This is a genomic window from Parasphingorhabdus sp., from assembly GCF_965233695.1.
Lineage (GTDB): Bacteria > Pseudomonadota > Alphaproteobacteria > Sphingomonadales > Sphingomonadaceae > Parasphingorhabdus.
Genome location: NZ_OZ247497.1, coordinates 3,846,641 through 3,871,396 on the forward strand (window position 1 = coordinate 3,846,641; position 24,756 = coordinate 3,871,396).

At 53.7% G+C, this 24,756-nt stretch carries 25 protein-coding genes; 11 read left to right on the forward strand and 14 right to left on the reverse strand.

Annotation, left to right across the window (positions count from 1 at the left end; genetic code table 11):
• Window positions 1–24: 24 nt before the first annotated feature.
• The 10 genes from recO to ACO6S1_RS18420 form a co-directional block, all read right to left on the reverse strand.
• Window positions 25–759, reverse strand: a complete 735-nt coding sequence (gene recO / locus ACO6S1_RS18375) for a DNA repair protein RecO (protein WP_422343992.1) — start codon at window positions 757–759, stop codon at window positions 25–27.
• Window positions 752–2,668, reverse strand: coding sequence for an excinuclease ABC subunit UvrC (gene uvrC / locus ACO6S1_RS18380; protein ID WP_422343993.1), 1,917 nt, complete (start codon window positions 2,666–2,668; stop codon window positions 752–754). The genes recO and uvrC overlap by 8 nt, the downstream gene beginning before the upstream one ends.
• Before the next feature lie 64 nt (window positions 2,669–2,732).
• A complete protein-coding gene (locus ACO6S1_RS18385) occupies window positions 2,733–3,311 on the reverse strand; it encodes a F0F1 ATP synthase subunit B (protein ID WP_422343994.1) in 579 nt (192 codons plus the stop codon).
• A complete protein-coding gene (locus ACO6S1_RS18390) occupies window positions 3,304–3,798 on the reverse strand; it encodes an ATPase (RefSeq protein WP_422343995.1) in 495 nt (164 codons plus the stop codon). The genes ACO6S1_RS18385 and ACO6S1_RS18390 overlap by 8 nt, the downstream gene beginning before the upstream one ends.
• 72 nt (window positions 3,799–3,870) lie before the next feature.
• The gene (locus ACO6S1_RS18395) at window positions 3,871–4,098 is read right to left on the reverse strand and encodes a F0F1 ATP synthase subunit C (protein WP_108809819.1); all 228 of its coding nucleotides are present in this window, start codon (window positions 4,096–4,098) and stop codon (window positions 3,871–3,873) included.
• A 52-nt stretch (window positions 4,099–4,150) separates the two neighbouring features.
• Window positions 4,151–4,933, reverse strand: a complete 783-nt coding sequence (locus ACO6S1_RS18400) for a F0F1 ATP synthase subunit A (RefSeq protein WP_422343996.1) — start codon at window positions 4,931–4,933, stop codon at window positions 4,151–4,153.
• Between the two features lie 36 nt (window positions 4,934–4,969).
• Window positions 4,970–5,284, reverse strand: a complete 315-nt coding sequence (locus ACO6S1_RS18405; protein WP_422343997.1) for an AtpZ/AtpI family protein — start codon at window positions 5,282–5,284, stop codon at window positions 4,970–4,972.
• Between the two features lie 237 nt (window positions 5,285–5,521).
• Window positions 5,522–5,917: a YdbL family protein gene (locus ACO6S1_RS18410; RefSeq protein ID WP_422343998.1), complete on the reverse strand. Its 396-nt coding sequence runs from the start codon at window positions 5,915–5,917 to the stop codon at window positions 5,522–5,524.
• Window positions 5,917–6,114: a YnbE family lipoprotein gene (locus ACO6S1_RS18415; RefSeq protein ID WP_108812705.1), complete on the reverse strand. Its 198-nt coding sequence runs from the start codon at window positions 6,112–6,114 to the stop codon at window positions 5,917–5,919. Before ACO6S1_RS18415 ends, ACO6S1_RS18410 begins: the two co-directional genes overlap by 1 nt.
• Before the next feature lie 46 nt (window positions 6,115–6,160).
• Window positions 6,161–9,283: an intermembrane phospholipid transport protein YdbH family protein gene (locus ACO6S1_RS18420; protein WP_422343999.1), complete on the reverse strand. Its 3,123-nt coding sequence runs from the start codon at window positions 9,281–9,283 to the stop codon at window positions 6,161–6,163.
• A 221-nt stretch (window positions 9,284–9,504) separates the two neighbouring features.
• Between ACO6S1_RS18420 and radC the strand changes: the two genes are divergently transcribed.
• The gene (gene radC, locus ACO6S1_RS18425) at window positions 9,505–10,221 is read left to right on the forward strand and encodes a RadC family protein (protein ID WP_422344000.1); all 717 of its coding nucleotides are present in this window, start codon (window positions 9,505–9,507) and stop codon (window positions 10,219–10,221) included.
• 7 nt (window positions 10,222–10,228) lie between these two features.
• On the opposite strand, the gene ACO6S1_RS18430 is transcribed toward radC, so the two are convergent.
• Window positions 10,229–12,391, reverse strand: coding sequence for an FAD-dependent oxidoreductase (locus tag ACO6S1_RS18430; protein WP_422344001.1), 2,163 nt, complete (start codon window positions 12,389–12,391; stop codon window positions 10,229–10,231).
• 76 nt (window positions 12,392–12,467) lie between these two features.
• Window positions 12,468–13,568: a 6-phosphofructokinase gene (locus ACO6S1_RS18435; protein ID WP_422344002.1), complete on the reverse strand. Its 1,101-nt coding sequence runs from the start codon at window positions 13,566–13,568 to the stop codon at window positions 12,468–12,470.
• Between the two features lie 119 nt (window positions 13,569–13,687).
• Between ACO6S1_RS18435 and purB the strand changes: the two genes are divergently transcribed.
• From purB to ACO6S1_RS18480, 9 genes are all read left to right on the forward strand, one after another.
• Window positions 13,688–14,989, forward strand: a complete 1,302-nt coding sequence (gene purB, locus ACO6S1_RS18440) for an adenylosuccinate lyase (protein WP_422344003.1) — start codon at window positions 13,688–13,690, stop codon at window positions 14,987–14,989.
• Window positions 14,990–15,079: 90 nt separating this feature from the next.
• Window positions 15,080–15,487: a hypothetical protein gene (locus ACO6S1_RS18445; protein WP_422344004.1), complete on the forward strand. Its 408-nt coding sequence runs from the start codon at window positions 15,080–15,082 to the stop codon at window positions 15,485–15,487.
• Entirely contained in the window at window positions 15,484–16,158 is a 675-nt protein-coding gene (gene pyrF / locus ACO6S1_RS18450; protein ID WP_422344005.1) for an orotidine-5'-phosphate decarboxylase, read from the forward strand. Before ACO6S1_RS18445 ends, pyrF begins: the two co-directional genes overlap by 4 nt.
• Before the next feature lie 8 nt (window positions 16,159–16,166).
• Window positions 16,167–16,811 carry a phosphoribosylanthranilate isomerase gene (locus ACO6S1_RS18455; protein WP_422344006.1) on the forward strand — a complete coding sequence of 215 codons (645 nt, stop codon included), beginning with the start codon at window positions 16,167–16,169 and terminating at the stop codon, window positions 16,809–16,811.
• Complete coding sequence (gene trpB / locus ACO6S1_RS18460; protein WP_422344007.1) at window positions 16,795–18,036, forward strand: tryptophan synthase subunit beta; 1,242 nt, start codon at window positions 16,795–16,797, stop codon at window positions 18,034–18,036. Before ACO6S1_RS18455 ends, trpB begins: the two co-directional genes overlap by 17 nt.
• A gap of 54 nt (window positions 18,037–18,090) precedes the next feature.
• Window positions 18,091–18,531, forward strand: coding sequence for an endonuclease domain-containing protein (locus tag ACO6S1_RS18465; RefSeq protein ID WP_422344008.1), 441 nt, complete (start codon window positions 18,091–18,093; stop codon window positions 18,529–18,531).
• Window positions 18,528–19,316 carry a tryptophan synthase subunit alpha gene (trpA, locus tag ACO6S1_RS18470; RefSeq protein ID WP_422344009.1) on the forward strand — a complete coding sequence of 263 codons (789 nt, stop codon included), beginning with the start codon at window positions 18,528–18,530 and terminating at the stop codon, window positions 19,314–19,316. The genes ACO6S1_RS18465 and trpA overlap by 4 nt, the downstream gene beginning before the upstream one ends.
• Before the next feature lie 19 nt (window positions 19,317–19,335).
• On the forward strand, window positions 19,336–20,190 hold the full coding sequence (gene accD / locus ACO6S1_RS18475) for an acetyl-CoA carboxylase, carboxyltransferase subunit beta (RefSeq protein WP_422344010.1): 855 nt from the start codon (window positions 19,336–19,338) through the stop codon (window positions 20,188–20,190).
• A 106-nt stretch (window positions 20,191–20,296) separates the two neighbouring features.
• Window positions 20,297–21,619, forward strand: coding sequence for a bifunctional folylpolyglutamate synthase/dihydrofolate synthase (locus tag ACO6S1_RS18480; protein ID WP_422346237.1), 1,323 nt, complete (start codon window positions 20,297–20,299; stop codon window positions 21,617–21,619).
• Here the strand turns inward: ACO6S1_RS18480 and ACO6S1_RS18485 are convergent.
• On the reverse strand, window positions 21,616–22,962 hold the full coding sequence (locus tag ACO6S1_RS18485) for an AmpG family muropeptide MFS transporter (protein ID WP_422344011.1): 1,347 nt from the start codon (window positions 22,960–22,962) through the stop codon (window positions 21,616–21,618). The two genes, ACO6S1_RS18480 and ACO6S1_RS18485, sit on opposite strands and share 4 nt — an antisense overlap.
• Window positions 22,963–23,037: 75 nt before the next feature.
• Window positions 23,038–23,823 (reverse strand): DUF1223 domain-containing protein, encoded by a 786-nt coding sequence (locus ACO6S1_RS18490; protein ID WP_422344012.1) that lies wholly within the window; start codon window positions 23,821–23,823, stop codon window positions 23,038–23,040.
• Between the two features lie 99 nt (window positions 23,824–23,922).
• Between ACO6S1_RS18490 and ACO6S1_RS18495 the strand changes: the two genes are divergently transcribed.
• Window positions 23,923–24,750, forward strand: a complete 828-nt coding sequence (locus tag ACO6S1_RS18495) for a pseudouridine synthase (RefSeq protein ID WP_422344013.1) — start codon at window positions 23,923–23,925, stop codon at window positions 24,748–24,750.
• The last annotated feature ends 6 nt before the right edge of the window (window positions 24,751–24,756 follow it).

The window sequence follows — 24,756 nt, forward strand, 5'->3', positions numbered from 1 at the left end:
GCCGTCCTGCCGCGCAAACGGCGATTAGGCAACCACCCTTTTTAGACGATCCACCAATACCGAGCGTGCTGCCATGACGTCATTACGGCGATCCTGGAAGAAATGACGCTTCAGGAAAAATCCAGTGACTTTCAAACCATCGAAAATATCATCCCATTCGGGGCGGCCCGGGTCTTTCAGAGAGGTTGGCAATGGCAAGAGCTTGTCCTTGTATAATTGCCCTGCCCCTTTGCTCACTGCAGATGCGCTTTTGGGGCTGATGTAAACAAGATCTTCAGTACCGCCGGTCACAGCGCATTTATCAAGCGACAATCCAAAGCCCAGTTCCGACAAGAGAAGCAACTCATAGCGCACCAGTGCCACCGCCCAGCCCTTGGCCGAAGGCGCGCCGCATATCGCGTCCAGCAAAGCCGACAGCGCGCTATGGAGCTGTGGATAGCTATGCTCTTCCGGCAGAATTGCGGCTGTCAACGCCGTCACCCAATCCAGTGCAGAACTGGCCAGCGGTTCACCGAGATAAGGTCCCCGGCTCTTTTGTAACTCGGCAGTCATGGAAGCCAGCTGATCTTCTGTTCGCGCCCGATAATCGGCTTGCACGATATTGGACGGGATCAGAACAGGCCGCATCGTCCGTGATCGTGCTCCGCGCACATAGCCTGCCATCAATCCATTGTCGGGCGTTAGGGATCGCACAACCGCGCCATGCTCTCCGTGCTGACGGACAGAGCAGATGATGGCCGAGGTTCGCAGATTAGCCATGAAAATAGTCGTAAACTTTTTGCGCCACGGTTGCGGAAACTCCGGGAGCGCCCTGAAGGTCTTCCAGCGATGCGTTCTTGACAGCCCGCGCAGTCCCGAAATGCAGCAACATCGCCTTTTTACGAGCTGGGCCGATTCCCGGCACATCATCAAGCGAGCTATGCCCGACCGATTTGGCGCGTTTCTGACGATGCGCGCCAATGGCAAAGCGATGCGCTTCATCCCGCAACCGCTGAAGATAAAAGAGCACCGGACTGTTGACCGGCAGGTTCAGTTCTCGTCCATCCATGAAATGGAACGTCTCACGCCCGGCGTTGCGGTCGGGGCCCTTGGAAACGCCGATCATGTTGACGTCTTCTACGCCGATTTCGGCAAGCGCATCCTTGGCAGCGCTCATTTGTCCTTTGCCACCGTCAATCAGCACCAGGTCAGGCCACTCGCCCTTCTCCCGGTCAGGATCTTCTTTTTGTGCCCGTGCGAAACGGCGTTCCAGAACTTCGCGCATCATCGCGAAGTCGTCACCAGGATTGATATCCGGGTTTTTGATATTGAATTTTCGATAGGCGTTCTTGCGAAACCCTTCGGGCCCGGCGACCACCATCCCGCCGACCATATTTGTGCCCTGAATATGGCTGTTATCATATATTTCTATGCGATCCGGCACCGCATCCAGTTCCAGCAGGTCGACCATTTCCCGCATGATTTTCGCCTGAGTAGAGGATTCCGCCAAACGTCGATCCAAGGCTTCTTCTGCATTACGGCTCGCTTGTTTGAGTAATTTCAAACGATCGCCGCGCTGCGGCTTCGAGACACTGACTTTATAGTCAGCGCGCGTACCCAGTGCCTCGGCCAGCAATTCTCCGTCCGGCAGCTTCCTATCCAGAAGCACCAGTTTGGGTGGTGGCATCCGATCGTAAAATTGCATCAGGAAACTGGAAAGAACCTCTTCTATCTCGACATTACTCGTGTGGGCAGGAAAGAAACTGCGATGTCCCCAATTCTGGCCGCCGCGAATGAAAAAAGCTTGTATGCAAACAGTTGACCCCTTGGCTGCCAACGCGAATATATCGGCGTCAGGCAAACCGGCTGCATTCACCGCCTGATTGCCCTGGATGAATGTCAGAGCCTTTAATCGATCGCGATAAAGAGCCGCCATTTCGAAATCGAGTTCCTCGGACGCCTTTTCCATCTGTGCCCCGAGTTTCTGTTGCACCTCGGTGGATTTTCCTGAGAGGAAATTACGAGAGTCTTCAACCAACTCTGCATAGTCTTCCTTGCTGATCCGGTCGACGCAAGGCGCCGAACAGCGTTTGATTTGATAGAGTAAACAGGGCCGCGAGCGGTTGCTGAAAAAGCTGTCCGTGCAGGAACGCAAGAGGAAGAGTTTTTGCAAGGCGTTGAGCGTCTGGTTTACAGAACCGGCGCTGGCAAAGGGACCAAAATACTTGCCCTTTGCTTTCTGTGCCCCACGATGTTTCTGGATGCGCGGAAAGTCATGATCTTCACGCAGCAGGATGAACGGAAAGCTCTTATCGTCTCGCAGGAGAACGTTGTAAGCAGGACGAAATTTCTTGATCAGCTGCGCTTCAAGCAGCAGCGCTTCGGCCTCGCTACCCGTTGTTATAATCGTCATCGACCGGGTCTGGGCAACCATCCGCAATAACCGGTGCGGCAAGCGATTCATCTGGACGTAAGAACCAACCCGGTTTTTGAGAGATCGCGCCTTGCCAACGTAGAGCACTTCGCCGCGGCTATCCTGCATCCGGTAAACACCGGGCCGCGTTGGCAGCGTGTTCAAAGTTTCGCGAATCGCTGCCATGCCTGTTTCAAGGTCGGGCGTCTCATTGCCGCGGACGGCATAAGTCGCCTTATCCTCATTAAAACGGTCGGGAGATTGCGGGCCGGACATGCTATATATCTAAGCGCAGGCGCTGATGATTACCAGCGCCCAATAATAACCGAAATGCTTTGAATCAGTTAAGCTTAGTACCCAGATCGCTGATCGTTTTGTCGATCACTGACTTGTCCGCTGTCGCATCATGATTGGCAACGATAAGGTTCTGGGCAGCAATGGTTGCCGCTCCCGCAGCCTTGGCACGAACCTCTGCAATGGCAGAACGCTCTGCGGCGGCGATCTTATCTTCAGCCATCTTCTTGCGACGCGCAATCAGGTCGGTTGTGGCTTTCTTGGCATCAGCGACAACAAGCTCAGCCTCTTTTTCGGCCTGAGCCAATATTTCGGCCGCTTCATCATCTGCCGCCCGCAAACGGGATTCATATTTCGCACGAAGCTCTTCGGATTCTTCCCGCAGCTTCTTGGCTTCATCCAGTTGCTCGCGAATATCGGCAATTTTCTTGTCAAGCGACGCCCCGATAGCGGCGGGTACCTTTTTCCAAAGAACCAGACCGATAACGACCAGCATCGACAGCGAAACAAACACGGTCGCATTGAAGATGCCGAATACGGAAGGCGTAACATGCTCTTCACCAGCACCTGATGCAAGGATAGCAATGTCAGCCGCAGCTGCAGCGAGATAAATGAAATCAACCATGTTTCAAAGCTGCCTTTGTTTCTTTCAATGCCGCAGCTTTGGTTACTTTCGCACCAGAGATTTTGGCAACCATATCTTGTGCAACTTCCGCAGAAATGCCTTCAATTTCTTTCAGGGCTTCGTCAGAACGTGCCTTGATATCCGCTTCTGCCGCAGCCAGTTTAGCGGCTATATCGGCATTGGCTTTGCTTTTACGCTTCTCGGCCGCTGCATTGGCTTTCGCCTTGCTGGCTTCCACCACAGCTTGAGCCTCGCTACGGTCTTTTTCCATTTTGACGCGATAGTTTTCTTCCAGCTCGTCCGCCATGGAATTGGCAGCACGCGCCGCCTCCAGATCGTCTGCAATCCGTTTGTCCCGGGCATCAACAGTGCCCTGGATTTTCGGAAACATGCCTAAACCGATAACAAGAAATGTGAACCCGAAAGTCAGCAAAAGCCAGAAAATCTGGGATCCATAAGTTAAGGCAATTTGATCAATTTGTGGCATCGAACCAGAGGCTCCAATAGTTTGAAATAGCGGAGCGGCGTTTCTGCCACCCCGCCAGTTTCATATCATATATTAGGCAACGAAAATCAGGATCATTGCGACAACAAATGCCAGCAGACCCAAAAGTTCGGCAGCCGCAAAGCCAATGAACAAACGGCCCTGTTGACCGTCAGCAGCGGAAGGATTGCGCAGTGCGCTTTCCAGGAAGCTTCCGAATACGTTACCCACACCTACGGCGGCAACACCGGCACCAATTGCTGCCAGACCTGCGCCCAATAATTTTGCTGCTTCTGCGTCCATGTTAGTTACTCCTGTTCAAAAATATCGTTTGGAAATAAAGTCTTGTTTCAAATCAATGCAGATTTTCTGCATCATTTATGTAAAGTGATGTCAGCAATGCAAAGACATATGCCTGCACAACCGCCACCAGCAATTCGAGAGCACTGATACCAATCATCAGCGCAAAACTCGGGATACCAACCAGCACACCATAACCCGCACCGGCATTGGTGCTGTTGATCACGAAACCAGCCAGAACCTTCAATAAAATATGACCAGCGGTCATCGCGACAAAAAGACGCAGCGCGAGGCTGAAAGGACGAACCAGAAAAGACAGCAGCTCGACGATAAAGATAAAGGGTATCATCGGAAGCGGCGTCCCGTGCGGGACGAACAGAGAAAAGAAATGAAGCTTGTGCTTGGCAAAGCCCACAATCAGAACGATCGAGAAGCTCAGGATCGCCAGCACGCCGGTCACCGTCAAATGGCTTGTAACGGTAAAGGGATGCAATCCCAAGACGCCTACCGGCAGCAAGCCGAAAACGTTCGAAAACAGGATAAACATGAACAACGAAAATACATAGGGCGCATATTTGCGGCCGGCTGGGCCGATATTGGCCTCCATCATATTGTCGATAAAGCCGGTAAAGCCCTCGACCATCATTTGCCAGCGACCAGGAACGAGTTCCCGCTTCATACCGCCCAGCATGAATAGCCACAGACCTGCAACCGCAACCAACATCCAGACGGCGCTATTGGTAAACGCAATCTGCTGTCCGCCTAGTGAAAAGCCTTCCAAAATCGTCTGTACCTCAAACTGGTACATTGGATCGATTTTACCTTCTTCAGTCGCCACGCAAGGGACCCCTGTTTTCTAAACGGTGCGCAAAACTCATTTATGCTTCTTTGCGCTCTCGTTTGAGAGTTTAATAATGTTTCTGAACGCCACGATGATCCCCAGAAACAGGAAGATCAAAAGAAGCCAAGGCGAAGTACCGATGAAATGATCGAGCACCCAGCCGACCAATGCACCGCCACCAATGCCTGCAATCAAATCTGCCAAAACCCGATTTCCGAGCCGATAATTATCATCGACCCCTTTTTGGGTTTTGCCTGATCTGACCGCCTCTTCTGACGTTGCCTGATCGATCCGCTTTTTCAGCGCCTCTATCTTAGCATCATCGTCCATCAGATTTACCAGGTCCATTCTCTGCCGTGATTCTTTGCAAAACTATTGATAATCAGCGCAAAAGCCAATTAAACTGGTTCTACTCACGGCAGCGAGCAGCCCCGCTAACCGCGCCCGTTTAGAAAAGCGGATGCGCCAAGTCAACAGCGATGCTGCACTGCAGAAAATTCGATAATAAATCAACGATTTGAATCGAAAATGGGCGCGCTGATATTATCAACGCGCCCAATGTGCTAAAATTGGTCCATATTGGCGTCAGGGGCAACGTGCGTCCCGGATGGGTGCTGCCGATGTTCTGGTCTGCCAGCTGCCATCGGGCGCCTGGTATTTTTCACCCGCCACTGTGCGCATGATCAGATTGCATCCCGAGGTAAAGGCGAACTGCTCCACCGTCGAATTGGTTTCCTGCGCCTTGCGGGTATATGCGGCCTTGCGCTTAATATTCAAATCTTCAACCATGGCTTTTACCGATGCCGATGGGGAGCTCACATAACCGAGATAGCCGTCTGGCTTCTCACCAATCGCGCCAGAAGCACGCGCCGCTGCATAAGCTGGATCGCGCTGTGCCATGACCGGCGTTGCGACAATTGCGGTTAAAGCCAAGCCGCCAACAATGGCCGCCGCCTTATTTTTCCGTATAAACTCAAACATCAGAAAATCTCCGCTTCACTGTTAATCAAATCTTTCGCATCGCCATCAAGACGATACACGACCTCTTGTTTAATATTGATATTCAGGTTGATCACGATGGGTTTGTCGGGCGCAGAAACCTGCACACATCCTGCCAGAACGGCACTTAGCCCCAAGGCGACACCCGATATCAGGCCGGTTGTCTTCCTACTCTTCATAACTGATCGAATCGCATTTCCAGACCGATCCGTCAATTGGCATATCTTATGGCTCATTATCGCTTTCCCGTGGCTGAACAGTTGATTCAGAATTGCCTTTTAGTGCTTTTGCGGCCTCTGAAGCCCGCTCTTCCTGCGCCCTTAGCAACGCTGGCAAGTTTTGGCCGACCAGTATTTCTGGCTCATAAAAGGCTTTCGCACTGCTCATCAATTGCATGAATGGCGCTTGTATCCGGACATTAAATTCGAGCGGAACCCTGGCAATTTGCTTCGTAATGAAGTTTTTACTGGCAGAATCACCCTGTTGCAGCCCGGCAAATTTCACTTCGGTGATAATCTCACCGTCGATGGCGCCATCCATACCGATCGTAAGCTGCTCATATTTCAGTGATTTCAACGCATTAAAGGCAAAGTTTGCGAAAGTCCCCATATCTTCATAGGTCAACTCACCGACATAGGATAGCGAACCGCCACCTTTACGCGCTACCAGATATCCGCCGGCAATGCGCCCGCCATCCTGATCAAAAACCATCGGCAATTTGCCGTCAAAAACCCCGGTCGCCGTCATATTTTCAAAGTCAAATTGGGTCAGAAACTGGGCCGCATCGACGCCGACAACGGTGAATACCAGTTTTCTCTCGGCTTCCTCGCCAAGATCGAAGATAGTCGGCTCAAGATAAAGCATTCCGCCTGCAAAGGGCCATTGGCCGCCTTCCACCTGCATTTTATAGTCGGGCAGCAAGCGATAGAATAGCCGGCCGTTAAAGGCGGCTACGCCGGGATTAACCTCGGCCATTCGGATTAATTGCCCTGCCTCTGTTTCAAGTCCCAGCAAGTCCGAGAATTTAATTTCACCTGCCAGTCCGGTAACAGGACCAAATGCCGCCGCCAGATTGACGGATTCGGTACGAAAGGATCCTGTACTGCGGATACCATCACTTTGATCGTCCCAATTGATTTGACCTGAACCGTTGATCGTTCCGTTCACATTGGCAATAACCCCGAGCGTCAAAGGCGTTAGCAATTCCGGCTGTAGTCGCTCATCAAAGGTCAGATCGGAAACCTCAATCAAGGCTTCACCTGTGCTGTTCTCCAGAACATGGACCATGTTGACAGTTGCCACTGCACGCTCAGTCGTTGGCTCGAGCAGCAAGCCTTCAGCCGATATTTGACCGTCCGTGAATTTGATCTGGACATTCCTGCTGATCAGCGGCCGGAAACGCTCAACCTGCTTTTCATCCCTTACCCGCAGCTGTGCGTCAGCCAGAAACGCGCCATCGAGATAGCGCCAGTCACCTTCCACTTCATTCAATAGCAAAGGAACATTTGCGATCTGCCCCTCTGCGCCAGTCACTTTACCGGTAATCGTGCGACCGAAAGCAGCACTGACCCGCGCCATATCAAATTTGGTCATGCTGTCCGCTGCCCCCAAGCGCAGCGAAACATCTTGTGCCGTAACGCCATTGGCCATCGAAAAACCAAGTGCGCCACTGGAAAGCGAAAGCGGCGTCCCACCAACGGTTCCGGTCAAATTAAAAGAAGGGGCGCGAGCCGCGATATTGACACCTGCACCCTGGCTGGAAACGATTCCGCGTCGCCCCTCTGGGCATAGCCGTGTCCGCGTCGGCCCGGCGACAAATGATGCCGTGCGCAGGCTCGCAAATTGCAGATCAACACATTCGCGGAACAAAGAGAAGCTCCCTCGCTTACCAAAACTGCCGTTAATCGGCACTTGAAGCCCGGTGATCTGACCGTCTGGCAACGGCCCGGACAAGATCAGACGACCATCGAAATTCGTACCCCCGCCCGGCGCGGGCGCGAAACTCAGGCTTGGAATATTGAGATTTGCGGTTCCGGCCTGATAGGCAGCGATATTGACACTGCCAGCAAAGCCGCGCGCCAGACTGCCGTCGTTCAAATCTATCCTGGCATCGGGGAAGCCTCCGCCATTGAGCAGCAGATCGCCTTGCGCGAGCATCTTCACATCATCATTAACAAAGGTGAGCAAAATGGCGTCATCCAGCTCCATCTCTCCTCCCGAACGGGAAATTACATTCAACGCATTGATTGCCAGCTTGCTTCCCGCCGCTCCCCTATCAAATCGGATGTCACCCGTTAGATTCAGAGAATTGCCTGCATTACGGATAGCTGTGGCCAATTTGGAGGCGATAGGCCCAACCGGCGTACCATCGGCTGATTTTGCCAGTTCGGCAGTTTGCCTGAGCAGGTTGGCGGAAATTCTCGCCGAACGGATTTCTGGGGCGCCTTCAAACCGCGCTGTTATCGGATCATCACCATAGCCAAATTGAAAAGGTCCACTAACACGCGCGATATCGGCGCGGCCATAGGGTGATTGCACACCGTTGGTTGTGACATCGATATTGCCACTGGAGCGGTCCAGATTGCCGTTAAAACCGATTGTCGACTTGATTTCCTTGGCACTATAATCGGCATAGACCATAGGTCCGCCTGATATACCGGCATCCCCCGACCAGCTGGTAAAATCCTGCCCCAATTCCAATGCGAGCTGGATACCCACATCTTTGGCCGACATGTCTTGATCAGGACATTGCAGATCGGGAAACCGCAATGGACCATTCAAGCGCGGTTTGCGCCCGGCAATGGCAATCTCACCGAAATAGCTGGGCTCAGAAATAGAGCAGCCTGCGATATCCAAATTCTTGCTCACTGCCGCGAGTTCGCCTTGGAAGCCGTCATGCAGATTGCCAGACCCGTTTAGTGCCAATCCAACCGCGCCAAAGTCACTGTCGATTCGCAACTGCGCATTTTCGAGGGTCAGCGCAATATCGGGCAATGCCAGGGGGCTGGTATCTTCCGGATCAGAAAATTTGTCGAGGGCACCGAAGGAAAGCTTGCCGTCTTTCAAACGACCAAACGCCTTGACCCCCGTTGCCCTGACCCAGTTTATTCCGGCACCCTCTGTTCCAAGACTATTGCCAATTTCGACCAGATCGGCCGTCAAATCGGGCCGTTCGGGGTCACCGATCACCAAATTGCGGATAATCTGTTTTCGGAAACCGATATCCTCAATCTCATAGTTGGCCTCTATGCCCAGATCATCGAGTTGCGAGCGCACGAAATTATCGGCGATGGATATCCGGCTGAACCATAATATGAGAAAGCCGACCAGCAATAGAAATAGAATCACATAGACAAAAAGTCGTCGCCCTAATCGGCGCCCTATGGGGCCTTGGTCTAGTTCTTCCTCCATGGCGGTTGAAATGCAGAAGTCTAGCTTAAGTTGCAATGTACAAGTGCGAGGGTGAGCAGTTTTTCCGTCTTTTCCCTGGAATTGGACATATTCGGCCATTTCAGGAAGTTAGCGGGCTTTCTTGTCCCATTCCCGGGCAAACGGTCTATTATTCGGCCATGCCTGCTCTGGATAAAGCAAAAAAAAGCCCGAAAAACACGAAAGGCCATCACGGTGAAGGTCATCGCGCAAGGTTGCGCCAACGCTTGCTAAACGGAGGCAGCGAGGCACTTTTGGACCACGAGCTCGTGGAATATATACTTGCTTTGACGATAAGGCGGCAAGACACCAAACCTTTGGCAAAAAACCTTATCGATACATTTGGTAGTGTGGCTGCGCTTCTGACCGCTGATGGCGAATCCATCAAGAAGGTACCGGGAATGGGTGAAAACAGCACAGCCGCAATTAAAATCGTTCAGGCTGCCGCGCTCCGCATGATTTCTGAACCGGTCCGTGAACAACCAATTCTAACGAGTTGGCAGGCTTTGCTCGACTATCTGCGAGCGGATATGGCGCATCTTGTCCACGAACGGGTGCGGGTTCTGCACCTCAACAGCAAGAACCGTTTAATCCGTGACGAACTGGTCAGCGAAGGTTCAATCGACCAAGCAGCCATTTATACCCGCGAAGTTATCAAACGTGCACTGGAACTGGGATCCGCAGCGATTATTTTGGTCCACAACCACCCCAGCGGAGATAGCACGCCCAGCCGTCAGGATATCGCCATCACCAAAGATATATGCGCCGCCGGAAGAAAACTGGGCATCGCTGTTCATGACCATATCATTATCGGCAAAGATGGTCACATATCCTTCCGTTCAAAGGGCCTGATCTAAAAGCGCCCTAAGCACCGCTATCCTTGCCCGTGATCAGGCGGATACCGAGTTGCAAGGTGAAATAGGACCATATCCAGTTTACCAATACCGAAATCCGGTTCCGCATCCCGGAGAGGAAACCGACATGCACCGCACCCCATAACCACCAGGCCAGCGCACCGTGCAATTTCATAAAACCAAAATCCGCGACAGCGCTTTTGCGACCGATTGTCGCAAGGCTGCCCTGATGCTTATATCGGAAGGGCGCGATTTGTTTGTCATCCAAAAGCTGTTTTTGAATATAGTTTGCCACATAGACACCGGCTTGCTTGGCTGCAGGAGCCAGTCCGGGAACGGGATTGCCGTCCCATGCATTGCTGCCCGCCGTATCGCCAATAGCAAAGACATTGTCATGCCCTGCAACCCTCATATAGTCATCGACAGCAACACGGCCTGCGCGATCGGTGTCGGCTTCAAGCCATTGTCCTGCTGGAGAAGCGATAACACCTGCCGCCCAAAGCACGGTTTCGGTTGCAATTTCAATATCATCACCAATTTTCACACGATCGGCAGCAATATCAGTCACGCGCGATTTCAGCCGGATATCAACGCCCAAGTTGCTGAGTGAGGCTGCCGCGTGCGCAGAGAGATCTTCGGGAAAGGCTGGCAATATCCGATCACCCGATTGCACGAGAATAATTTGTGCTTCCGCGGGGTCAATACGACTGAATTCATCCTTGAGTCCGTGATGGGCCAATTCGGCAATCGCACCTGCTAATTCCACCCCGGTAGGCCCTGCCCCGACAACAACAAATGTCAGCAGGCGTTTCACGCGCTCTGGATCATTGGACGATTCAGCCCTTTCGAAGGCACGCAAAACATGCGCGCGGACCGACACACCGTCTTCGATGGTTTTCAGACCTGGGGCAAAAGGCGCCCATTCATCTTTGCCAAAATAGCTATGGGAAGCGCCGGTTGCGAGAACCAGATGATCATATTCCAGACTGTTTTGACCATAGGTCAGTGTCTTTGCTTTGCTGTCGACACTTCTAACCTCACCCAGCAGGACCCGGACATTGCCATCGTTGCGGAACAGCCCCCGGATCGGGGTAGCCACGTCGGCCGGCGACAGCGCGGCTGTCGCGATTTGATAGAGCAGCGGCTGGAACAAATGATAATTATGCCGGTCGATGAGAGTGATACGTACTGGCAGGTTCTTCAATTTGGCCACGCAAGCCAATCCGCCGAACCCGGCACCAACGACAACAATATGCGGCCAGTGCTCCGGAACATCCTCATATTTGCGATCAAACAGGATATTATGTTCCAGCCAGTTGGAAATCATCCGGTCGACAGATAAATAGCCAGCACCGAAAACGATCATCAATCCAAAAAGCAGCATCGGGTAAAGCGTCAAATCGGGATGCAGCCCCATCACCGCCAAAGTGCTGAGGGTGATTATCAGTGCCAGTCCCGTGATTGGAACAACCAATCCGATAACCAATGATAACGTCAGAATAATTGCCAATACCGGACTAATGCCGACTAAGCTCCTGACCGGTAAGAATATCTCTGAGCCCGCCATGTTGATCATACCGGCGGTCGCCAGAAGGGTCACTGCCAGCCATATCCGCAAAACACACAACCACATAGGTGCTCCGACGTCCGTCAAAAACTGGAACAACCTCATAACCGGCTGTGCGAATGGCAAGGCACTACCGCCCAATCCGCCAGCTACGGCGCGATCAAAAGAAAAACCGCCAGCACCTCGCAGGACATACCAACCCAAAATCGCGATCAGCCAGAGATTAAGATCCGTTGGAATATATTCGATCTGGCTTATTGCCAACAGGATAAGAATGGCCAAAGCGGCCCCGCGTGTGAAAAAGCCAAACAAAAGCAATATCGGTGCAACAATCTCTATCGTCACACCAATTACAGCCGCTGTCTCAGGTGCCATCCATGAAACGGGATATTCAAAACGCGCCAGGCTTAGTGCCGTGTCCCAGTCAGAGAGCTTCACCACGCCCGAGCGGAATATCGCCTGCGCGACGAATAACCGGACAAGCAGGTCAAAAACCGGACTGATTAGAGCGATGATGGATCGATATGTCTTCACCCATATACGAAGCGTAACGCGCAAAAAGGGTGACAGGCGTTCTTCTTGCAATACGGTTTGATCAATAGTCATTTCGTGATCCCCTCATCACCCTATTCGCCGAAACCGCTTTATAGTTACAGCTGCCGCAACATACTCAAAAATCAAATCAATATAGAAACATCGGCATGCCTTCAACTTGCACGAGATTAGCGCGATATTCGCGCGCGTCGTAAAGACCCGATACGTTAACGCCCTTCGTTCCGCCGAGCAGCGTACCAATGGGTACGACACCATAATTACCATCTTCCAGACAGACCATGTTGGACGTGCGGCCTTCCTCGATCAGTTGCACGGCCAGCGCACCAAAGGCAAAACCGACCATCCGGTCCATCGCGTCCGGTTCACCGGCGCGCATCAGATAGGCCAGCTCTTGCACGATTGTGCGTTCCGGCGACCGCGCCTCAATTTCTCTCGCCAATTGTGTACCGATATTGACGCCGACACGATTGGTATTGGATTTGCTGATCTCGCCATCATCTGTTTGGCTGCCAGCCAATTTGGCCCCTTCCGACACCAGACAGATGGCATAGCTTTCGGGATTGCTCGCTTTGTCCTTCAGCAGCAGCGGCAACAGCACGTCGATATCGGCGGGCACCTCGGCGATTACTGTACGGTCCGCTTGCGACAAAAAGCCGGATAATAAGGCTGTTTCACCAGACCGGCGGCCAAAAAGCTCGATAACCGCAATCCGTTCATGGCTCGCGACCGTTGTTCTGAGCGCATTTATCGCTGCAACAGATCGGGTGACAGCGGTTGAAAAGCCTATGCAATAATCCGTACCGAACACGTCATTATCCATGGTCTTCGGGATAGAAATGACGTTGCGCCCCAAGCTAGCGAGATGGGCTGAAAACCGCAATGTACCATCGCCGCCCATCGTAATCAGTGCATCGACCTTCAGTGCGTCGAGTATATCAAGAACCTTTTGCGTCTGGTCGCCTTCGCTGGTCGTCCGGGGATCGCAGCGTGAGCTGTGCAATATGGTTCCGCCCTGCCGGTCAATGCCGCGCACCGCATCCTTGTCGAGAACCATCGCCGAATTTTCCAGCGACCACGGATCGGTCGGGTCGGTTTCAAGAACCCCTTCCCAGCCGCGGCGCAAGCCAATCACATCCCAACCGCGCTGCCAGGCAGCCATGGCAATCGAACGGATACAAGGGTTAAGGCCAGGAACATCGCCGCCACCGGTTAATACTGCCAGACGCATAATTTTCTCCCCAATGATCCACGTTGCCGACTCATAATGTAGCTGCTAGCGGGTCGGCAAATCTCTGATCATGCTATGACCAGATTAAACCAGCTTTTTCAGTTTCAAGGAAAGAAAAAATGATCCCGCGCTATTCCCGCCCCGATATGGTTGCCATTTGGGAACCTGAATCCAAATTCCAGATCTGGTTCGAGATAGAGGCGCATGCGACCGATGCCCTCGCTGAACTGGGTGTCGTGCCAAAGGATGCAGCCAAAGCGATTTGGGCCAAAGGCAAATTTGATGTCGCGCGGATCGACGAGATTGAACGTGAAGTAAAACATGACGTCATCGCCTTCCTGACCAATGTTGCGGAAAATGTTGGCGAAGAAGCCCGCTTCATGCACCAGGGCATGACATCAAGCGATGTGCTCGACACCTGCGTGGCCGTCCAGCTGACCCGCGCCACGGATATATTGCTTGATGACATCGACAAGCTGCTCGCCGCCATCAAAACCCGCGCTTACGAGCATAAGCTGACCCCGACCATAGGCCGCAGCCACGGCATTCATGGCGAGCCGGTCACGTTCGGCATGAAACTGGCGCAGGCCTATGCCGAGTTTGAACGGAACCGGGAACGGCTGGTTCTGGCGCGCAAGGAAATCGCGACCTGTGCGATTTCCGGCGCGGTTGGCACATTCGCCAATATCGATCCCAAGGTCGAAGCGCATGTCGCTGAAAAGATGGGTCTGGAAATCGAGCCGGTCTCGACACAGGTCATTCCGCGGGATCGCCATGCGCAATATTTTGCGACATTGGCCGTCATTGCTTCATCAGTGGAACGACTGGCCGTTGAAATCCGCCATTTGCAGCGCACCGAAGTCCTGGAGGCCGAGGAATATTTCTCTCCCGGCCAAAAAGGCTCCAGCGCAATGCCGCACAAACGCAACCCGATCCTCACCGAAAATCTGACCGGACTTGCCCGGATGGTGCGCAGCTATGCCCTGCCGGCAATGGAAAATGTGGCTTTGTGGCATGAACGCGATATCTCTCACAGTTCAGTCGAACGGATGATTGGCCCTGACGCCACCATCACGCTGGACTTTGCACTAGCCCGGCTGACCGGTGTGGTGGAAAAGCTCCTCATTTACCCAGAACGCATGCAGAAAAATCTCGACCGGATGGGCGGCCTTGTGCATTCCCAGCGTGTGCTGCTGGCGCTCACACAAGCGGGTATCAGCCGCGAGGACAGTTATCGTATCGTGCAACGCAATGCGATGAAGGTCTGGGAATCCGATGGCGAAATTGCTTTGCTCGATCTTCTCAAGGCGGATAGCGACGTGACTGCCAAGCTTTCCCATGAAGAACTGGAAGAGAGCTTTAATCTGGACTATCACTTCAAGCATATCGACACGATTTTTGAACGCGTTTTCGGTGAATGACCGACTGGTTGAACCCAAAATGGTAACAGCTCTGGTCACTGGTCACATTTAAGCGTAATATGTAAAGAAAATCGCAAATAAGGGTCTTGCATGCAGTTTATAAAAACGCTTTTCTGGGTGATATTGGCGGTCATATTGGTTGTTTTTGCGGTCAATAACTGGTCACCAACATCCGTGCTGATCTGGGATAATACCCGCATCGATACCAAATTACCCGTTCTGGTAATTGGCGCATTCTTGCTCGGATTTGTGCCGATATGGCTGATCCATCGTGCATCCAAATGGCGACTCAACCGCCGGATCAAAACATTGGAGTCTGCGGCTCGCCCTGCTCAAGCGCCGACATCTGCAAGCAGTGCAGCTTCGACACGACCAACGCCAGCGCCAACACCGCAAGCAAAAGCTGAAGCACCGCTCGACTTGAACAAGAAACAGATTGCAGAGCCTGAACCCGCTATTTCGTCGCTCGCAAAAGATGACAAGGCTACAGGCGCATGAGTAATCCGATATTTGTTGCTCTTGATACCCCGATATTGGACAAAGCCGTTGCACTGTCCAAATCGATCAACGGCCATGTCGGCGGTTTGAAACTCGGTCTCGAATTTTTCTGTGCCAATGGCCATCACGGCGTGCATGAAATCCAGAAAATCGGCCTGCCTATTTTTCTCGATCTGAAACTCCACGACATTCCCAATACAGTCGCCAAAGCGATGCAGGCGATCAATGTCCTCGAACCCGCGATCGTCACCGTTCATGCGTCTGGCGGACGGGCTATGATGGAAGATGCCAAGGCCGCGGCTGGCAGCAACACCAAAGTCGTGGGCGTCACGTTGCTGACCTCTCTTGATCAAAATGACATGGGCAAGATCGGGTATAACGGCACTCCCCATGATCAGGTCGAGCGCCTTGCCAATCTCGCAGCCGAAGCCGGACTGGACGGCATTGTCTGTTCCGGCAATGAAGTCGGTGCGGCGCATAAAATATGGAAAGAGGGCTATTTTGTGGTGCCCGGCCTGCGCCCTGCCAATGGCAAAGCCGGAGATCAGAAACGCACGGTAACGCCGCGCGCTGCCCGCGATAATGGCGCCAGCGTTCTGGTCATTGGCCGCCCGATTACGGCGGCGGAAGACCCCAATGCCGCAGCGCGATCAATTGAAGCAACGCTCTAAGCCAGCCGATGAAAACCCGGATAAAAATATGCGGCCTGTCCGACATCGCGACAATCAACGCCGCTGCTGATGCCGGAGCCGATTATATCGGCCTCGTGCATTTCGAGAAAAGCCCGCGTCACGTGTCGCTGGAACGCGCAGCTGAACTGCGCGCAGCTGCCCCGGAATCATTGAAGACAGTCTTGTTGCTCGTCAACGCGGATCCGAAACTGACCGGCCACGCCATCAACTTTGTCCGCCCCGACGTGATCCAGTTTCATGGCAGTGAAACCCCCGAATGGATCAAACTGGTGCGCGATCAAAGCAATGTCGAGGTTTGGAAAGCACTGGGCTTGCGCGACAAAGAAACACTGGCAAAAAGTAGCCGGTTCGATGATGCCGCTGACCGGCTGTTGTTTGACGCCCCGGCAAAGGCCCTTCCCGGTGGCACAGGAACGCGCTTTGACTGGTCTGTTCTGAAGGGGCATGATCACAAACTTCCATGGGGTCTCGCTGGCGGTCTGGACAGCGATAACATCATAAGCGCGATGGAAGCCACAAGTCCGCCGCTTGTTGATGTCTCCTCGGGCGTGGAATCAGCACCGGGCGTCAAAGATGTGGACAGAATCGCTGCCTTTTGCCAAGCGGTTCGCACATATGACCAAACAAGATAAACTCTCGAACAGCTTCCGCAACCAACCAGACGAACGCGGCCATTTTGGCCAATTTGGCGGGCGCTATGTGGCCGAAACGCTGATGCCCTTGATCCTTGATCTGGAGAAGCATTATCGCGCGGCGCAAGCCGATCCGGCCTTTGCGGAAGAATTTGATGACCTGCTGGAACATTATGTCGGACGTCCCAGCCCGCTCTATTTTGCCGAACGCCTGACCGATCATGTCCGGAAAGACGCGCCAGAGGGCAAAGGCGCACAAATTTGGTTCAAGCGCGACGAGCTCAACCATACCGGCGCGCACAAGATCAACAATTGCATCGGCCAGATTTTGCTCGCCAAACGCATGGGCAAGACTCGGATCATCGCCGAAACTGGCGCGGGTCAGCATGGTGTGGCGACAGCGACTGTCTGCGCCCGCTTCGGCCTGCCCTGCGTGATCTATATGGGCGCGACCGATATTGAGCGGCAGAAACCGAATATTTTCCGGATGCGGTTGCTAGGCGCAGAGGTCGTGCCAGTGACCAGTGGCTCGGCGACGCTGAAGGACGCCATGAATGACGCGCTGCGCGACTGGGTCGCCAATGTGCACGACACGTTCTACATTATCGGCACTGCCGCTGGCCCCCATCCCTATCCCGAACTGGTCCGCGATTTTCAGAGCGTGATCGGCCGCGAAGCGCGCGAACAGATGCTGGCGCGTACAGGTCGCCTGCCCGATATGCTGGTCGCGGCCATTGGCGGCGGGTCTAATGCCATTGGCCTGTTCCATCCGTTTCTGGATGATCCCGATGTTGAAATGTTGGGCATTGAAGCGGCGGGCCATGGTCTGGAAAAAGAACATGCCGCATCGCTGGCCGGCGGCAAGCCTGGCATATTGCACGGTAACAAGACCTATCTGCTGCAGGACGAAGACGGCCAGATTGACGAAGCCCATTCGATCAGCGCTGGCCTCGACTATCCCGGCATTGGTCCGGAGCATAGCTGGCTGAAAGAATCAGGCCGTGTGCGCTATGACAGCGTGACCGATACGGAAGCGCTGGAAGGCTTTCAGCTCTTGTGCAGTACCGAAGGGATTATTCCGGCACTGGAACCTTCTCACGCTATCGCAGCGGTTACACGCGAAGCCGTGAAGATGGACCGAGATCAGATCATTCTCGCCAATCTCTGCGGTCGCGGGGACAAGGATATCTTCACGGTTGCCGAGGCTTTGGGGACAGAGATTTGAAACTCAATAGCCCTCTCCCCTTCAGGGGAGAGGGTTGGGAGAGGGGGAAGTCAAATGCGTGATCCCAGATTAGTCGAATATGCCAAGCAGATGCGCCGGGAAATGACGGAACCAGAGATGAAATTATGGTTTGAGTTACGTGCAAAGCGATTTCGCAATATTAAATTCAGAAAGCAAAAAGTGATCGGGTCATATATTGCCGACTTCGCCGCTCGTGAACCAAAGCTGGTAATTGAGTTAGATGGTGATACGCATTCCAAGCATGAAATATATGACGCAAAAAGAACAGCATATCTGCAAGGGCAAGGCTATCAAGTGATACGATTTTCAAACAGGGACGTGATGAAAAATTTGAGCGGTGTTTTGGAACGGCTAGATGCAGTGATTGATCAGATGACTGCCCCTCTCCCAACCCTCTCCCCTGAAGGGGAGAGGGCTATTCTATCTCCCGCCCCTTCAGGGGAGGGATTAAGGGAGGGGGAGTCTCTTAAATGACACGTCTCTCAAACGCCTTCCCAACGGATCGCGCAGCCCTTGTCGCCTTCGTCACCGGCGGTGACCCGACCGCCGCAGATACCGGCGCCATCCTTGACGCTCTCGTCGAAGGCGGAGCGGATATCATCGAACTCGGCATGCCCTTCACCGACCCGATGGCCGACGGCCCAGCCATTCAGGCTGCGAATATTCGCAGCCTAAGCGCTGGCACAAAAACCGCCGACATATTGAACATTGCGACTGCTTTCCGGGAACGCCATCCTAAGGTACCGCTCGTCCTGATGGGCTATGCCAATCCGATGACGATCCGCGGCGCCGACTGGTTTGCCGATGCTTGTGTTAACGCAGGCGTTGATGGGGTGATCTGTGTCGATATTCCGGTCGAGGAAGATGATAGCCTGGGCGATAGTTTGCGGGCCAAAGATGTCGCCGTGATCCGTCTCGCCACACCAACGACCGATGCCGAACGCTTGCCGGAAATCCTGAACAATGCCTCGGGCTTTCTCTATTATGTTTCTGTGGCGGGCATAACCGGACTGCAACAGGCGGCGCAGGCCAGCATCGAAGAGGCGGTCGCACGCCTCAAAGCCGGAACCGACCTTCCCGTCGCCGTGGGCTTCGGGGTTCGCACGCCCGAACAAGCCGCTGATATCGCGCGCGTTGCCGATGGCGTTGTCGTTGGCTCAGCGATTGTCGAGATCATCGCGGAACATGGCGCTGCTGCTGCGCCGCATGTCAAAGACTATGTAAAATCACTTTCTGATGCTATCAGAAGCGCACGATAAAAATCTGGGGAATTGACGCATGTCTTGGCTTAGCAATGTTCGTAACAAGATCGCTTCGATCACCAAAAAGGAAACGCCGGATAACCTCTGGCACAAATGCAAGAAATGCGAAGCAATGGTGTTCCTCAAGGAATTTGAGGACAATATGCATATCTGCCCGAAATGCGAGCATCATGGCCGCATTGGGCCGATGACCCGCTTCGCCCAGATCATGGACGAGAATAGCTGGAAGATCATTCCGTTTCGAGCGGTTCAGGAAGATCCGCTGAAGTTCAAAGATCAGAAAAAATATAGCGATCGGCTCAAAGAAGCGCGGGCCAAAACAGGCGAGCAAGATGCGTTTATAAATATTGTCGGTACTATCGAGGGCGAGAAATGCGTCGTTGGAGTTCAGGATTTCGCTTTCATGGGAGGCTCCATGGGCCTCGCGCTCGGCGAGGCATTCGTTGCCGGTGCTCAACGTGCCATAAACGATCAATGTCCTTATATTGTGTTTACGGCTTCGGGTGGAGCGCGAATGCAGGAAGGCACGTTGTCCTTGATGCAAATGCCGAAAACAACGGTTGCAATCTCAATGATGCGAGAAGCAGGCATACCCTATATTGTCGTCCTAACCGATCCGACATCGGGCGGCGTAATGGCTGCCTATGCTATGTTGGGCGATGTTCAATTGGCTGAGCCGGATGCAACATTGGCATTTACTGGCAGACGCGTGATTGAAAATACAATCCGTGAGAAACTGCCCGATGACTTCCAAACTTCCGAATATTATTTAGAACATGGCATGCTCGACATGATTGTGCACCGCAAGGAATTGCGCGCCAAATTGGCCCAGATCATGGGCTATCTCATGGCCTGGAAAACGGCTGCATGAGTCCCCCCTCCCCTTCAGGGGAGAGGGTTAGGGAGAGGGGGTTGTGCAGACCGTCTCCGATACCCCCCTCTCTGTGGCCCTGTCCCATGAAGGGCCGTGGGAGATAATGGCAGACGGTGCGCGCTCCGACCATCCGGCGGTTCAGAAACAACTCGATCGGCTCTCGCTATTGTCACCGGGACGCGACGTTCTGGGGCTGGAGCGGATCAGCGCTGTTATGGAGCGCGTCGGCAATCCGCATCTGAAGCTGCCGCCTGTTTTCCATGTTGCCGGGACCAATGGCAAAGGGTCCACCTGCGCCTTTTTACGCGCGGCAGTGGAAGCCGAAGGCCTGAAAGCACATGTCTATACCAGCCCGCATCTGGTTCGCTTCAATGAACGGATCAGGCTCGCGGGATCGCTTATCGAGGATGAATATCTGGCTGAGTTACTCGCTCGCGTGCTTGATGGCAGCGAAGATATAAACCCCAGTTTTTTTGAAGCGACAACTGCGGCGGCCTTGATCGCGTTTGCCGAAACACCCGCTGATGCATGCATTTTGGAAGTCGGTCTGGGCGGCAGACTAGACGCCACGAACATCGTACCCCGGCCAGCCGCCACGGGAATGGCGGCACTCGGCATTGATCACAAGGAATTTTTGCTGTCTCCGGAAGCGGGGACTCCGACCGACGCAATGGTACGTATAGCATGGGAGAAAGCCGGCATTGCAAAACCCGGCGTAGCCTTGCTCACCCAGAAGTACGGGGATGACATGGCGGAGGCCATTTCCGGCCATGCGGCAGCAGTCGGCGCGCAATATCTGCCGCGCGGTGGGCAATGGGATGCCGCTGTTTACGAAGACCAGCTCCATTATCGCGATGATCAGGGAAAATTGACGCTTCCCCTCCCCGCCTTGGCAGGCGCGCATCAGGCAGACAATGCCGCGCTCGCCATCGCGATGCTGCGTCATCAGGATAAGATCGAAATATCCGAAGCCGCGTTCCGCGCGGCCATGGGATGGGCAAAATGGCCAGCGCGCTTGCAGAGGCTGTCACCGGGCCCGCTGCGAGATATTCTTCCAGAGGACACCAAAACGTGGCTCGATGGTGGGCATAATCTTAACGCCGGCGAAGCCTTGGCGTCTCATTTCGACGGCCACCCCGACGGTTCCATCCATCTGGTCATCGGGATGCTCGCCAATAAAGACCCCACCGCGATCATCGCGCCGCTTAGGGCGAAAATTGCAAGCATTACAGTGGTTCCCATAGAGGGCCATGAGGCGCATGGAATGGCTGATTTCGTGGGCGTTGCAGCGCCTGTTTCAAAGTCACCAAATGCTGCGGAAGCATTAAACAGCATAGCCACGCAAAACCCCGAAACGGTACTGATTGCCGGGTCACTCTATCTGGCTGGCACTGTTTTGGCGGCTAATCGGCAACTACCGGATTAGGTTGCTTTTTCTGCCTCGTCGTCAACCGCATGTTCGGTACCCGCTGTACCCAAGGATCGGTCCACCAATCCAGACCGGATCATCAGCCAGAACATGATCACCCCGGGGAAAGCCGCCAGCGTCGTCAATAGGTAGAAATTGACATAACCCATCCACTCGATCAGCGATCCTGCGGTCGTCCCGGTCAGGAAACGTCCCAATATACTGGCCGCCGCTGACAGCAACGCAAACTGGGTCGCCGTGAAGCTCAAATTACAAAGTGCCGAGAGATATGCCACCACAGCCACACCACCGATACCACTGGCAAAATTTTCAAAGCCGATGGCGGCTGCCATAGCCCAGTTATTATGGCCGCTCGCCGCCAACCCTGCAAATGAGAGGTTGCTGACCGCCATCAAGACGAGGCTCAGCATAACCGCTTTTTTCATGCCCAAACGGGAATAGACAATGCCGCCTACAAATATGCCGACCAGAAAGGCAACGAAGCCAAGGCTGACATCGTAAAAAGCAATCTCGTCATTAGTAAATCCCAGATCTTCAAACAGCAGCCGGAACGTCAAATTGGCCAGCGTGTCGCCAATTTTATGCACCAGTACGAAAAGCAAAACCACAGGAGCACCAGAGCGTTTGAAAAACTCAACTAGTGGGCTGGCATAAGCAATGGCCGCCTGGATCGGACCTTTAAGTGGCTTGGGCTCTTGACGTCTGCTAGGTTCTCTCATGATCAGCCCTACAATCACGGCGAACAGCGCGAATAGTGAACAGACATAATAAGCGATCGACCAGTTGCTGCGGGCCGCTATGACCAGCGCCACTGCACCCGCCGAAGCAGCGCCGATGCGCCAGCCATATTGTGACATCCCGGACCCGACGCCCAATTGTTCCGGTTCCAGTAGTTCGATGCGATAGGCGTCAATAACAACGTCAAAAGTCGCCCCGGCTATACCCACCATGATGGCGGCCACGGCCACCGCAACAATATCTGCTCGGGGATCCAGTGTCCCCAGATAAATAATCGCTGCCATGGCTAATGCCGCGGTCAGGATCAGCCACGAAAGGCGCTGGCCCATCCGCCCGATGATCGGCAGTTTGACTACGTCAATAATCGGTGCCCACAGCCATTTGAAATTATAGGCAAGAAACGTCAGCGCAAAGGCCGTAACGGTGGATTTCTCGATCCCCGCCTGTGCCAGACGCGTTGTGAGGGTCGCCGCGATCATCGTTAGCGGCAGCGCCGACGAAATGCCCAGGAAAAAAGCCGCTAACGGCGCGGCTTCACTATAAGGCCTGACACCGGTGGGCAATATTTTCCGCCATCCGATGTCTGCTATTTGTCCACTCACGCCATACTCTCCCTCAAACTGAGGGAAACACTAGCGGCAAATGTTTCGAAAGCCAGTCAGATTTTTGCAGATAGCTTAAATATCGAGCAGCTTGGCGCCCACAATCGGACCTGAGCCCGGTCGCTGGACAATAATCGCATATTTATCGGCGCCGGAGACATTTAGATCCTTGTTTGAAAGCTTGAGCCGCATTGATGTGCCGTCCCAGCTGCCCAGATTACGCTCGCTCTTCACAACGTTGACATAGTGCAGTTTGCGCCCGCCATTTTCGCCGCGGCCAACTTGCACGGTTTCAGAGGAGCTCAGCGCAAGCAACGAAACGCCCGCCATATAGCGGGATTGGCCCCTGACGGTTACAGTAACATCGCCGTTGTCGTCGCGAATGGCCTCTATGACCGGACCAGCATCATTTCTCGCCAAACGGACCAGCGACCGGATATCACCTTCACGCGAACCCACTGCTCCGCCGCCGCCATTTATGATGACCTGCGGTGTATAGACGCCCGATCCGGCCTTGCCTTTGCTGGCATAGGCCCGCTGCAACCGGGTATTTTCTTCCCGCGCCAGCGTGTCTTTCCAGCCCAGCCGGTCCCAATAGGTAACAGGCCGCGAAATCACCAGCAGGGAGTCATCTTTTGCGAGCCGGGATGCCAGCATATCTGCAGGGGGACAGGATGAGCATCCCTGACTGGTGAACAGCTCAACGACGACCGGATTTCGGGAAACCGTTTCGTTGCCAGAGCTTTTCGCGGGTGTAGTTCCCTGTTCGGACGCTCCGCTCGATGACTGGGCAATCTGGGCACCCATAAAGCCTGCAAAAGCAGCGCCTGCTAGCATTGCTGGCAATATTATTCGACGCATCGAGAGGCCTTCCTTACAAGTAACTATCTTGTCATTCGCGGGCACCACCCCGCAGGTTACAGATTGCGACAAAGTTTTTTTTCCGCCATGCGCAAAATCATGACAGACAACGAATCAGGCAAAGAACCGGGCAAGATCTATAAAGCCAAGCCCACACGTGGCGCAAAGCAAGAACCTGCCAAAGCCAAGCCACCCGAAACGCAGGTGCGCGAAGGGCAGCGCATTGCCAAATTACTGGCCCGTGCCGGTGTCGCCTCACGCCGCGAAATTGAACGCATGATTGGCGAGGAACGGATTGCCCTCAACGGCGTAACCGTAGAGCATCCCTCATTGCTGCTCAAAAATCTCACAGGGATTACCGTCGACGGCAATACCGTCGCCGAACCCGCGCCCGCCAAACTGTTCCGTTTTCACAAACCCAATGGATATATCACCGCCGAACGCGATGCCTCAGGCAAGAAAACCATTTATGACGTGTTGCCGAACGATCTGGAGCGGGTCATGCCGATTGGTCGACTGGATCTGAATACCGAAGGCCTGTTGTTGATGACCACCGATGGCGAGTTCAAGCGCGAAATGGAGCTTCCTAAAACCGGTGTCGAGCGCACCTATCGCGCACGAACTTTTGGCGATATCACGCAGAACCAGCTTGAAGAACTGTATCGCGGTATCACTATCGAAGGCATGCACTATGGCCCAATCGAAGCCAATCTGGAACGCCGCACCGGCCGCAACCAGTGGATTGAAATGACTCTGACAGAGGGTAAAAACCGCGAAGTCCGGCGCGTGCTTGAACATCTTGGTCTGAAAGTCTCCCGCCTGATCCGCACACGTTACGGGCCGTTCGTGTTGGGTGATCTGGCCAAGGGCGAGATAGAGGCGGTACGCCAGCATGATCTGGTAAAATTTCGGCGGACCTTAAAATGAGGTTTG

What these genes read in the sequence shown, in the direction of transcription:
- ACO6S1_RS18405 (WP_422343997.1), bottom strand. Translation starts at nt 5,284, where the DNA reads ATGGACCTGGTAAATCTGATGGACGATGATGCTAAGATAGAGGCGCTG.
- ACO6S1_RS18395 (WP_108809819.1), bottom strand. Translation starts at nt 4,098, where the DNA reads ATGGACGCAGAAGCAGCAAAATTATTGGGCGCAGGTCTGGCAGCAATT.
- ACO6S1_RS18455 (WP_422344006.1), top strand. Translation starts at nt 16,167, where the DNA reads ATGAAAACCCGGATAAAAATATGCGGCCTGTCCGACATCGCGACAATC.
- ACO6S1_RS18465 (WP_422344008.1), top strand. Translation starts at nt 18,091, where the DNA reads ATGCGTGATCCCAGATTAGTCGAATATGCCAAGCAGATGCGCCGGGAA.
- recO (WP_422343992.1), bottom strand. Translation starts at nt 759, where the DNA reads ATGGCTAATCTGCGAACCTCGGCCATCATCTGCTCTGTCCGTCAGCAC.
- ACO6S1_RS18495 (WP_422344013.1), top strand. Translation starts at nt 23,923, where the DNA reads ATGACAGACAACGAATCAGGCAAAGAACCGGGCAAGATCTATAAAGCC.
- uvrC (WP_422343993.1), bottom strand. Translation starts at nt 2,668, where the DNA reads ATGTCCGGCCCGCAATCTCCCGACCGTTTTAATGAGGATAAGGCGACT.
- ACO6S1_RS18415 (WP_108812705.1), bottom strand. Translation starts at nt 6,114, where the DNA reads ATGAAGAGTAGGAAGACAACCGGCCTGATATCGGGTGTCGCCTTGGGG.
- ACO6S1_RS18430 (WP_422344001.1), bottom strand. Translation starts at nt 12,391, where the DNA reads ATGACTATTGATCAAACCGTATTGCAAGAAGAACGCCTGTCACCCTTT.
- accD (WP_422344010.1), top strand. Translation starts at nt 19,336, where the DNA reads ATGTCTTGGCTTAGCAATGTTCGTAACAAGATCGCTTCGATCACCAAA.
- trpB (WP_422344007.1), top strand. Translation starts at nt 16,795, where the DNA reads ATGACCAAACAAGATAAACTCTCGAACAGCTTCCGCAACCAACCAGAC.
- ACO6S1_RS18385 (WP_422343994.1), bottom strand. Translation starts at nt 3,311, where the DNA reads ATGGTTGATTTCATTTATCTCGCTGCAGCTGCGGCTGACATTGCTATC.
- ACO6S1_RS18435 (WP_422344002.1), bottom strand. Translation starts at nt 13,568, where the DNA reads ATGCGTCTGGCAGTATTAACCGGTGGCGGCGATGTTCCTGGCCTTAAC.
- ACO6S1_RS18410 (WP_422343998.1), bottom strand. Translation starts at nt 5,917, where the DNA reads ATGTTTGAGTTTATACGGAAAAATAAGGCGGCGGCCATTGTTGGCGGC.
- ACO6S1_RS18390 (WP_422343995.1), bottom strand. Translation starts at nt 3,798, where the DNA reads ATGCCACAAATTGATCAAATTGCCTTAACTTATGGATCCCAGATTTTC.
- radC (WP_422344000.1), top strand. Translation starts at nt 9,505, where the DNA reads ATGCCTGCTCTGGATAAAGCAAAAAAAAGCCCGAAAAACACGAAAGGC.
- pyrF (WP_422344005.1), top strand. Translation starts at nt 15,484, where the DNA reads ATGAGTAATCCGATATTTGTTGCTCTTGATACCCCGATATTGGACAAA.
- purB (WP_422344003.1), top strand. Translation starts at nt 13,688, where the DNA reads ATGATCCCGCGCTATTCCCGCCCCGATATGGTTGCCATTTGGGAACCT.
- ACO6S1_RS18490 (WP_422344012.1), bottom strand. Translation starts at nt 23,823, where the DNA reads ATGCGTCGAATAATATTGCCAGCAATGCTAGCAGGCGCTGCTTTTGCA.
- ACO6S1_RS18480 (WP_422346237.1), top strand. Translation starts at nt 20,297, where the DNA reads ATGGCAGACGGTGCGCGCTCCGACCATCCGGCGGTTCAGAAACAACTC.
- trpA (WP_422344009.1), top strand. Translation starts at nt 18,528, where the DNA reads ATGACACGTCTCTCAAACGCCTTCCCAACGGATCGCGCAGCCCTTGTC.
- ACO6S1_RS18445 (WP_422344004.1), top strand. Translation starts at nt 15,080, where the DNA reads ATGCAGTTTATAAAAACGCTTTTCTGGGTGATATTGGCGGTCATATTG.